The following is a 10,129-nucleotide window of genomic DNA, read 5'->3' as shown; positions in this document are numbered from 1 at the left end:
GGGCGAGTTTCCAGGCGGCCATCAGGATCGGGAAGTTCCACGGAATGATCTGCCCGACCACGCCCAGCGGTTCATGGATGTGATAGGCCACGGTGTTGCCGTCGATCTCGGCGGCGCTGCCTTCCTGCGCACGGATGCAACCGGCGTAGTAGCGGAAGTGGTCGGCGGCCAGCGGGATGTCGGCGTTGAGGGTTTCGCGCACGGCCTTGCCGTTGTCCCAGGATTCGGTGATTGCCAGGACTTCCAGGTTCTGTTCGATGCGGTCGGCGATTTTCAGCAGCACCAGCGAGCGCGCCTGGACGGACGTCGCGCCCCAGGCATCTGCAGCGGCGTGGGCAGCGTCCAGGGCTTTATCGATGTCTTCGGCCGTGGAACGCGGGAATTCGGCAATGGGTTGGCCATTTACTGGCGAAGTGTTGGTGAAGTACTGACCTTTGACAGGCGCGACGAACTCGCCGCCGATGTAGTTACCGTATTTGCTCTTGAACGAAACGATAGCGCCTTCAGTACCGGGGTGAGCGTAACGCATGAGATTTTCTCCTTGGCTTTTGTACTTATAAGAGAGCGCGCATGTGCGCTTGTTATAAGCGTAGAGCAAAGGTCGGGCCACTGCGCTGCAGCTCAGGTAAATCAAGGCCTTGCGCGATTTTTGTCGGACAGGCGGGTGCGGCCTGTGACGCTTTCGGTACAGCCCCTGTGACACTTTGTACCGGTTATGGCACAGCTTGTGACTGTATGGTCCTGCCAGCATTGCAATGCAAGCCCGGCTGGAGGATGCTCGGTGGCGGTGTACACCGCTCGGGGAGAACAATAAGAAATGCACGATAACCATTTGAGCCGCCATGCCCAGCAGGTATTGACCGTCACTCAGGGGAAATCGCACCTGCAAGGTCCCGGCAGCGACCCCTCCATTGCCCGGTCCTGGCTGCGCTGCCTTGAGGACTACCACCTCGACCCGGCCCTGACCATGGCCCCGACAGTGCTGGAACATGGTCGCCTCCTGGAAAGTCGCGAGCGCTTGCAGCAGGTGTTGCACATTGCCGGCAACGAAATGTCCAGCCTTCATCAGCAGCTCTCCGGCGCCGGCCACGCCGTGCTGCTCACCGATGCCCGCGGGGTCATTCTCAATTGCGTCACCGCGCCGGCCGAGCGGAAGATTTTCGAACGCGCCGGGCTCTGGCTCGGCGCCGACTGGAGCGAAGCCTGTGAAGGCACCAATGGTATCGGCACTTGCCTGGTGGAGCGTCAGTCCCTGACCATCCACCAGGACGAACACTTTCGCGGTCGCCATACAGGCCTGACCTGCTCGGCCAGCCCGGTATTCGACCCTCATGGCGAACTGCTGGCGGTGCTCGACGTGTCCTCGGCGCGCCACGAAGTCTCGCGGCAGAGCCAGTTCCACACCATGGCCCTGGTCAACCTGTCGGCGAAGATGATCGAGAGCTGCTATTTCCTGCGGTATTTCGACAATCAATGGTTGCTGCGTTTTCATCTTCAGGCCGAATCCGTCGGCTTGTTCAGCGAAGGGCTGCTGGCGTTCGACGGGGAAGGGCGTATCAGCGCCGTCAACCAGAGTGCGCTGAACCTGTTGGGGCATATCCGCGGTGGATTGCTGGGCAAACCGGTCGAGGCGTTTTTCGATTGCTCGCTGGATGAACTGCTCGGTCGGGCGAGCGTCAACGCCAGCGCCAGTTGGCCGCTGCGCACCCGTGACGGGCGAAGCCTGTTTGCCTTGCTGCGTGGGCAACCACGCAGTATTCCGGTGCCGCTGGCGCGCAGTCCGATGGTTGCCGATCGTTCCCGGCTTTCCGGGATCTGTCTGGGCGACACGGCGCTGCAGGACGATTTTCGCAAGTCCCTGCGAGTCTTCGAGCGTGACGTGCCATTGCTGATCAACGGCGAAACGGGATCTGGCAAGGAGGCCTTCGCCAAAGCCGTGCACCACGCCAGTCAACGGGCCGAAAAAGCCTTTGTCGCGCTCAATTGCGCGGCCATTCCTGAAAGCCTGATCGAGAGCGAGTTGTTTGGCTATCGCGGCGGCAGTTTCACCGGGGCGCGCAAGGAGGGCATGCGCGGCAAGTTGCAGCAGGCCGATGGCGGCACCTTGTTTCTCGATGAAATCGGCGACATGCCGCTGGCCTTGCAGACCCGGCTGTTAAGGGTGCTGGAAGATCGTCAGGTGGTACCGATTGGCGGCGAACCGGAGTCGGTCAATGTGCGAATCATCAGTGCCACTCACCGCAATCTGTTGGAACGGGTACAGGACGGCAGCTTCCGCGAGGATTTGTATTACCGGCTCAACGGGCTGGAGGTGGCACTGCCGGCGTTGCGCGAGCGCAGCGACAAGTCCCAATTGCTCGATTTTTTGCTGGCCGAAGAGGCGGGCGGTGAGACGGTGCTGATCGAAGAGTCGGCGCGGCAAGTCTTGTTGAGCTTCGCATGGCCGGGGAACGTGCGGCAGTTGCGCAATGTACTGCGTACGTTAGCCGCGTTGTGTGACGGCGGGCGGATCGGGCTGGAGGATTTGCCTGCGATGATTCGCCAGGCTCGGCCGGCGCAGGTCGTGACCGTCGAAGCACCGTCCGAGTTTCCGCTGGATGATGCCGAGCGGCTGGCGCTGCTCAATGCGCTGGAGCAGACACGATGGCATATGACCCACACGGCCGAACAGTTGGGGGTTAGCCGCAATACCCTCTATAGAAAATTGCGTAAACACGGTATCGCCCGCTAGGCCACGCCGCCCCTGTAGGAGCGAGGCTTGCCCGCGAAGAACGATAACGCGGTCCATCCGTTAAACCGCGTAATGGCCTTCGCGGGCAAGCCTCGCTCCTACAGAGACGGCGCTGATCTTCAAACACTGAGTGCGAATTTCCCCTCCCTGGGCTAACCTGCGCCCATGTTTTACGAGGTCGACTATGCACATTCATATTCTTGGTATCTGCGGCACTTTCATGGGTTCGATGGCGGTTCTGGCCAAAGAGCTGGGCCACCACGTGACGGGCTCCGATGCCAATGTCTACCCGCCGATGAGCACTCAGCTTGAGGCGCAGGGCATTGAGTTGACCCAAGGCTACGACCCGGCGCAGCTCGATCCGGCACCGGATCTGGTGGTGGTCGGCAACGCCATGTCCCGGGGCAACCCGGCCGTCGAATACGTGCTGAACAAAGGCCTGCCTTACGTCTCCGGCCCGCAATGGCTGGCGGATCACGTACTGCAAGGTCGCTGGGTGCTGGCCGTTGCCGGTACTCACGGCAAAACCACCACCAGCAGCATGCTCGCCTGGGTGCTGGAACATGCGGGCATGAGCCCGGGTTTCCTGATCGGCGGCGTGCCGCAGAACTTCTCTGTGTCGGCGCGCCTGGGTGACACGCCCTTCTTCGTCATCGAAGCCGACGAATACGACAGCGCCTTCTTCGACAAGCGTTCCAAGTTCGTCCACTACCGCCCGCGTACCGCAATCCTGAACAACCTGGAATACGATCACGCCGACATCTTCCCCGATCTGCCAGCCATCGAGCGGCAGTTTCACCATTTGGTGCGGACCATCCCGAGCGAAGGCCTGGTGATTCATCCAACCACCGAGCCTGCCTTGCAGCGCGTCATTGAAATGGGCTGCTGGACGCCAGTGCAAACCACCGGTGCTGGCGGTCAGTGGCAGGTCAAGTTGCTGAGCGAAGACGGTTCGGCCTTCGAAGTGATGTTCGAAGGCGTCGCGCAAGGCATCGTCGAGTGGGACATGACGGGCCAGCACAACGTTGCCAACGCCCTGGCCACTTTGGCTGCGGCGCGTCACGTCGGCGTTGTGCCATCCATGGGCATCGCCGCGCTGAGTGCCTTCAAAAGCGTGAAACGCCGGATGGAGATCGTCGCGCAAGTCGGTGGCATCACCATTTACGACGACTTCGCCCACCATCCGACCGCCATCGCCACCACCCTCGACGGCCTGCGCAAGCGCATCGGCGACGCACCGTTGATCGCGATCATCGAGCCGCGCTCCAACTCGATGAAACTCGGCGCCCACCGCGATGGCTTGCCGGAAAGCGTGGTCGATGCCGACCAAGTGATCTGGTACGCGCCGGCCAACCTTGGCTGGGACCTGGGCGCAACCGCCGCGTTGTGCACCGTGCCGTCGATCGTCAGCGATTCGCTGGAAGGTATCATCGAGCGCGTGAAGAGCCAGGCCCAGCCCGGCACCCACGTGGTGATCATGAGCAACGGCGGTTTCGGCGGCCTGCACGGCAAACTCGCCGAGGCGCTGCAATGAACAACGGTCCGGAACGCATCACGCTGGCGATGACCGGAGCTTCGGGCGCCCAGTATGGTTTGCGCCTGCTGGACTGCCTGATCCGCGAAGACCGCGAGGTGCACTTCCTGATCTCCAAGGCGGCGCAACTGGTGATGGCCACCGAGACCGACGTTACGTTGCCTCCCAAGACGCAAATGATGCAGGCCTTCCTCACCGAATACACCGGCGCGGCCGCCGGGCAGATTCGGGTGTATGGCAAGGAAGACTGGATGTCGCCGGTGGCCTCGGGCTCCGGCGCGCCGGCGGCGATGGTGGTGGTGCCGTGTTCCACCGGGACCTTGTCGGCCATTGCGACGGGGGCCTGCAACAACCTGATCGAGCGTGCCGCCGATGTCACGTTGAAGGAGCGTCGCCAGTTGATCCTGGTGCCGCGCGAGGCGCCGTATTCGAGCATTCATCTGGAGCACATGCTCAAGTTGTCGAACATGGGCGTGACGATTTTGCCGGCGTCGCCAGGCTTCTACCATCAGCCACAAACGATTGACGACCTGATCGACTTCGTCGTGGCGCGGATTCTCAACCTGCTGAACATTCCCCAAGACATGCTGCCGCGTTGGGGCGAGCACCATCTGACCAGCGATGAATAAGCTGCTGGTGACGGTGCTGGCGTTGCAGCTGACGGGCTGCGCCACCGCGCGCACGCTCGATGCCGCCAAACCGGGGGCGCCGGTGGTGTATTCGGGGACTCGACTGGATTTGTATGCCATGAATGGCGGTTGCTGCGCCATGGACCGTTTCGGCGCAGAAGCGCCGGCCTACCCAGGCATCGATCTGCCGGCCAGCGCCTTGCTTGATACATTGTTGTTGCCGCTGTCAGTGTTGACTGTGATTGGGGTCAGTTTTCAGGCGACTGGCGGGTTGTAGCTTTCGGCTGTGGATCTGCGTCGCGCCCTTCGCGGGCAAGCCTCGCTCCTACAAGCGAGGGCGCCCACTCAAACGCCACAAAATTACTTGCCTAACTTGCGCAACTCATCCGACTCGACAATCCGCAGCCCATCCTGCTCTTCCAGCGCCAGCCGCCACATGGCGCGAGCCAGTTGGCAGGCTTCGATGCCGCGATATTTGCCGGGGATCAAGCGGGACAAAGGCCCAACGAATTGCTCGGCCATCCGCGGTTCTACGCGTTCGCCCAGCAGCAACGAAGGCCGGCAAATGGTCAGTTGCGGCCAGTCCTGCGCGCGCAATGCGTATTCCATCTCGCCTTTGACCCGGTTGTAGAAAATCGAGGATCTGCGATCGGCCCCCAAGGCACTGATCACGATCAGGTGCCGTGCGCCCATCTCCCGTGCACGTTTGGCAAACGCCACCACCATGTCCAGGTCCACTGCGCGAAACGCCTGCTCCGAGCCGGCCTGCTTGATCGTGGTACCGAGACAGCAGTAGGCGATGTCAACGCGGCCTTTCAATTGAGGCAGAAACACCGACGGGTCGCCGACCGGATTTTCCAGATGAGGATGCTCGGCCAATGGCCGGCGTGATGGCGCCAATACCCGCGTAATCGTTGGCTCATTGAGCAGACGATCAAGAAGGTGTTCACCGGTCAGGCCGGTAGCTCCGGCAAGCAATACGTGCTGAGGCGTCAAGTACATAGTGTTTCTCCCTTGATACTATTCAGCTTAGTTGCTCTTTGCATCCTTGCTGGGGATAGAGGCACTTTGCAATGCCTTTCGTGCTTGCTGCTTGCGTAGCAGCTGCCAGTGGGAGAGCACGGTTTTTGGCGCCCAGATCTGCGGCTCGGAGGCTTCGAAGCTGTCTGCCAGTTCGCGCTCGGCCACGGTCGCGCTGGCCAGCTTGAAGGCGTGTTCCAGGTCGTCGGTCTGGTTTAGCGCCTGGGCGAACAAGGCATCGCCAAAGTAAGTGAAGTTGGCTTGTTCAGAGCAGCCGAAGGACACCCTGTCGGCCCGCGAGGCTGTCATGACCAGGGTGCGTTCGTCTTTCAGGGCCGGGATGAAGCCGCCGGAGTAGCAGGACGAAATCACGATGATCTTGTCGCGATTTTTCAGCGGTGCCAGGACGGCAGCGAGTTCATCGGCCGGCAGATCGGACAGTTCCATGCGCGGCTGGTCGAGCACCAGTTCATGTTCGCTGGTGCCGTGGCTGGTCAGGTAAAGAAAAATCAAATCTTCCGGACCGCTGCGCTCGGCCAGCTTCAGGGCGGCGCGGCGCAGGTTTTCCCCAGTGGCCATCGGTCGGTCTACAAGGTGGTCGCGATGGTTGACCAGGCGGATCTGGCCAAAGGCGCCGAAGCGACTGGCGAGCATGTTACTGACGTAATCGGACTCGCGCAGGAACACGCTTTGCTTGCCGTCTCCACCGAGGGTCAGGGTGTACAGCTCGATCGCCGGGGTCGAGGCCGGCAGGTTGGCCAGCGCGTCGTCGAGCAGGCGGCCCTGAGCCAGCAAGCCGAGCTCGAGCGAGTCGGGCAGTAACTTGCCGTCGGCATCGCGCACGCGCTGGCCGTTGTTCCAGGTACCGCTCTGCACCGTGCCATCGGTCAGCACCAGCGTGCCGTGACCGTTGTAATTGTCGACGTCGAACTGACCGATATAGAAGCTGCCATCGGGCAGGTTCAATCGGCCTTGGCCGGTAAAGCGCCAGTCGTTGAACTGGCCGATATAGTGGCTGCCGTCGGCGCCGATCATCTCGCCCTTGCCGTTGAGCGAGCCTTCCTTGAACAGGCCGAGCCAGACATCGCCGTCGGCGTTCTCGTAGCGGCCCTTGCCGTGCAGTTGATTGTTCTTGAAACCGCCGACGTAGAGGTCGCCATCGGCACTGTTGAATGTCCCGTTGCCTTCCAGCTGACCGTCGACGAAATGGCCGGTGAACTGATTGCCGCTGGCATCGCCACGCTGGCCTTCGCCGTTGGGTTTGCCGTGGGCGAACTGGCCCTGGTACGAGCTGCCGTCTTCGAGCTCGAGACGCCCGAGGCCCGCGTATTGATCGGCTTTGAATTCCCCGCGATAGGTCATGCCGTTTTCTTTGAGGGTGCCTTCGCCGTCCCGGCGCCCGGCCTTGAAGCCGCCGGTATAGCTGCTGCCGCTGGTGCTCAGCTGCCCCATGCCGTCGAACAGACCTTGATTGAACGACCCGCGATAGACTTCGCCGTTACTGCCGTGCCATTCGCCCTGGCCATGCCATTGGCCCTGGTCGAATCCGCCGGCATACCAGCTGCCGTTCGGATAGTCGACGCGACCCTGGCCTTGCAGCAAGCCATTGACCAGATCGCCGCGATAGCGACCGCCGTCCGGCAGGCGGGCGTCGGGAGGCAACAGTGATTCGCCATCGCCGCAAGCGGTGAGCAACAGGGTCAAGGCAAGGAGTGCTAGTGAGCGCATAGCGGGATCCGGGCAATTAGGCGACCGAGTATGCCGCAGCTCTGTGTCCTAATATAGCCAGGAGAAAGGAGAGGGCGCGAAACAGCATGAGCTGCTTCGCCTCCGGGAGGGTTTACACGAAACAGAGGGACAAGGGTTCAGCGATATACGCCGGTTTTTCCGAGCCTTCGATTTCCAGGGTGGCGGTGGCCTTGAGCAGCCATTGGCCGGGTTTTTTCTCTGTGACTTCGGTCAGGTCGACCTTGAGTCGCACTTTCGAGTCGACCTTGACCGGCTGAATGAAACGCACGCTGTCGAGGCCGTAGTTGACGACCATCTTCAAGCCTTCAGGCATGACGAGGATGTCTTCCATCAGCTTGGGGATCAACGACAGCGACAGGAAACCGTGTGCAATGGTGCTGCCAAATGGCGTTTGCGCGGCTTTGACCGGGTCGACGTGGATGAACTGATAGTCCCCTGTGGCTTCGGCGAACAGGTTGATACGCGCCTGATCGATGGTGAGCCATTCGGAACGTCCGAGTTCCTTGCCGACATAATCTTTGAGCTCTGCAACGGGAACATAGGGCATTGAGACTCTCCTTGGGTCATCGGTTTTATAGTTTTTGAGGTGGGGGATTTGACCTCCCGGTTTACCGCTTTAGATCAACATGGCAAATGGCTCCGGTCAACTGTCCATGCTATTTGCGAATGCCGATCCATAGCGTCGGCATGCTTATAATGTTCGACCCGTCACTGCGGGTGACGGGTTTTGCGGGAGATGAAGGATGTTGTTACGAGGTTTGACCTGGCTGGTGCTGTTCCAATTGCTTGGCACCGCCATCAACCATTTGTTTTTACCTGTGCTGCCGGGGCCGATCATCGGCCTGCTGCTGTTGCTGGTGTTCCTGATCAGCCGGGGCCAGGTGGGTGAGCCGCTGAACCTGGCGGCCAGCAGTCTGCTGCGTTACCTGCCGTTACTGCTGGTGCCGCCGGCCGTGGGCGTGATGGTGTACGCCACCGACATCGCGGCGGATTTCTGGGCCATCGTCGGCGCGCTGGTGTTGTCGCTGGTGCTCTCGCTCGCGTTTGCCGGGGTCTTGATGCAGCGCATGATCAAGCGTCACGCTCCTCACGAGGATGGCCAATGATCTTCGACTGGCACGGGGCCTGGGCGTCGGTGATTCATCATCCATTGTTCGGCATTGGCGTAACCCTGGGCGCCTATCAACTGGTGTTGGCGGCGTTCGAGAAAACCCGCTGGATCTTTCTGCAGCCGGTGCTGGTTTCCATGCTGCTGGTGATCGGTGTGCTGGTGGGGTGCGGCCTGACCTACGCTGAATACCGCAAGAGCACCGAGATTCTCAGCATCTTGCTCGGCCCCGCGACGGTCGCGCTGGCGGTGCCGCTGTACCTCAACCTGCGACGGATTCGTCAGCTGTTCTGGCCGATATTTACTACGCTGGTGATAGGCGGCGTGGTTGCCACGGGCATGGGCGTATTGCTGGGCTGGTGGTTTGGTGCCGAACACATGATCCTGATGACCATGGCGCCGAAGTCGGTGACGTCGCCAATTGCCATGCTGGTGGCCGAACAGATCGGTGGCGTCGCGGCGCTGGCCGCGGTGTTCGTGTTGATCACGGGGGTGATCGGGGCGATCTTCGGGCCGAGTCTTTTGACCAGATTCGGTGTCCACAGCCCTGAAGCCCGCGGCATGGCCCTGGGCATGACCGCCCATGCGGTCGGCACGGCGGTGGCGATGCAGGAAAGTGAAGAGTGCGGCGCCTTCGCGGCGCTGGCGATGAGTCTGATGGGCGTGGCCACGGCGGTGTTCCTGCCGTTGGCGGTGTCGATGGTGGTGTAAGGAAATATTTATGAGCTTGCCGCTTTTTCCGCTGAACACGGTGCTGTTTCCTGGCTGCATCCTCGACTTGCAGATTTTCGAGGCGCGCTACCTGGACATGATCAGCCGCTGCATGAAACAGGGCGGCGGCTTCGGCGTGGTGTGCATCCTCGATGGCGAAGAAGTCGGCATCGCTCCGGCGGGCTATGCGCTGGTCGGGTGCGAGGCGCTGATCACCGATTTCAAGCAGCAGGACAATGGCCTGCTGGGCATTCGGGTGCATGGCGGGCGGCGTTTTCACGTGGTGCGCACTGAAGTGCAGCGCGATCAGTTGATTGTCGCCGAGGTCGAATGGCTGGAGGACGAGCCCGAGCAACCGCTCCAGGACGAGGACGCCGACCTGGTCGCACTGCTCAAGGCCCTGGCGGAACACCCGATGGTCGAAGCTCTGAACATGGGCAACGAAGCGACCGGGCAACAGTCGCTGGCCAATCAGTTGGCGTATCTGCTGCCGTTCGCCGAGTTGGACAAGATCGATCTGCTGCAACTCGATGATCCACAGCAGCGGCTGGATGCGATCCAGGCGCTGCTGGATGAGTTGCAAGGGGAGTTGTTTGCCTGAGGCACCGGCGCTTTCCTTCGGCTGAATGAGGCTAGCGCCGGCGTGA

11 protein-coding genes are annotated in these 10,129 nt (G+C 61.3%); 7 read left to right on the top strand and 4 right to left on the bottom strand.

Annotated elements, in window-relative coordinates; all coding sequences use genetic code 11:
* A partial coding sequence (locus tag F8N96_RS30350) for an aldehyde dehydrogenase family protein (protein ID WP_150800925.1) occupies positions 1 to 529 on the bottom strand: 529 nt, incomplete at its 3' end.
* Positions 530 to 817: 288 nt separating this feature from the next.
* On the opposite strand from F8N96_RS30350, the gene F8N96_RS30345 reads away from it, so the two are divergent.
* From F8N96_RS30345 to F8N96_RS30330, 4 genes are all read left to right on the top strand, one after another.
* On the top strand, positions 818 to 2,731 hold the full coding sequence (locus F8N96_RS30345) for a sigma-54-dependent Fis family transcriptional regulator (protein WP_150800924.1): 1,914 nt from the start codon (positions 818 to 820) through the stop codon (positions 2,729 to 2,731).
* A 184-nt stretch (positions 2,732 to 2,915) separates the two neighbouring features.
* Positions 2,916 to 4,265: a UDP-N-acetylmuramate:L-alanyl-gamma-D-glutamyl-meso-diaminopimelate ligase gene (gene mpl / locus F8N96_RS30340; protein WP_150800923.1), complete on the top strand. Its 1,350-nt coding sequence runs from the start codon at positions 2,916 to 2,918 to the stop codon at positions 4,263 to 4,265.
* A complete protein-coding gene (ubiX, locus tag F8N96_RS30335) occupies positions 4,262 to 4,894 on the top strand; it encodes a flavin prenyltransferase UbiX (protein WP_128871424.1) in 633 nt (210 codons plus the stop codon). The genes mpl and ubiX overlap by 4 nt, the downstream gene beginning before the upstream one ends.
* Positions 4,887 to 5,171: a YceK/YidQ family lipoprotein gene (locus F8N96_RS30330; protein WP_150800922.1), complete on the top strand. Its 285-nt coding sequence runs from the start codon at positions 4,887 to 4,889 to the stop codon at positions 5,169 to 5,171. The genes ubiX and F8N96_RS30330 overlap by 8 nt, the downstream gene beginning before the upstream one ends.
* A gap of 83 nt (positions 5,172 to 5,254) precedes the next feature.
* Here the strand turns inward: F8N96_RS30330 and F8N96_RS30325 are convergent, their stop codons facing one another.
* From F8N96_RS30325 to F8N96_RS30315, 3 genes are all read right to left on the bottom strand, one after another.
* The gene (locus tag F8N96_RS30325) at positions 5,255 to 5,896 is read right to left on the bottom strand and encodes an oxidoreductase (RefSeq protein WP_150800921.1); all 642 of its coding nucleotides are present in this window, start codon (positions 5,894 to 5,896) and stop codon (positions 5,255 to 5,257) included.
* 27 nt (positions 5,897 to 5,923) lie between these two features.
* A complete protein-coding gene (locus F8N96_RS30320) occupies positions 5,924 to 7,642 on the bottom strand; it encodes a C13 family peptidase (RefSeq protein ID WP_150800920.1) in 1,719 nt (572 codons plus the stop codon).
* A gap of 112 nt (positions 7,643 to 7,754) precedes the next feature.
* Positions 7,755 to 8,210: a MaoC family dehydratase gene (locus F8N96_RS30315; RefSeq protein ID WP_150767562.1), complete on the bottom strand. Its 456-nt coding sequence runs from the start codon at positions 8,208 to 8,210 to the stop codon at positions 7,755 to 7,757.
* A 196-nt stretch (positions 8,211 to 8,406) separates the two neighbouring features.
* On the opposite strand from F8N96_RS30315, the gene F8N96_RS30310 reads away from it, so the two are divergent.
* The 3 genes from F8N96_RS30310 to F8N96_RS30300 are packed head-to-tail and all read left to right on the top strand — an operon-like array spanning position 8,407 to position 10,083.
* Entirely contained in the window at positions 8,407 to 8,769 is a 363-nt protein-coding gene (locus F8N96_RS30310) for a CidA/LrgA family protein (RefSeq protein ID WP_150767563.1), read from the top strand.
* A complete protein-coding gene (locus F8N96_RS30305; protein ID WP_150800919.1) occupies positions 8,766 to 9,482 on the top strand; it encodes an LrgB family protein in 717 nt (238 codons plus the stop codon). The genes F8N96_RS30310 and F8N96_RS30305 overlap by 4 nt, the downstream gene beginning before the upstream one ends.
* Positions 9,483 to 9,492: 10 nt before the next feature.
* On the top strand, positions 9,493 to 10,083 hold the full coding sequence (locus F8N96_RS30300; RefSeq protein ID WP_150800918.1) for an LON peptidase substrate-binding domain-containing protein: 591 nt from the start codon (positions 9,493 to 9,495) through the stop codon (positions 10,081 to 10,083).
* The last annotated feature ends 46 nt before the right edge of the window (positions 10,084 to 10,129 follow it).

Source organism: Pseudomonas fluorescens (genome assembly GCF_902497855.1).
GTDB lineage: Bacteria > Pseudomonadota > Gammaproteobacteria > Pseudomonadales > Pseudomonadaceae > Aquipseudomonas > Aquipseudomonas fluorescens_BI.
This window is presented reverse-complemented; position numbering and strand designations above follow the sequence as displayed.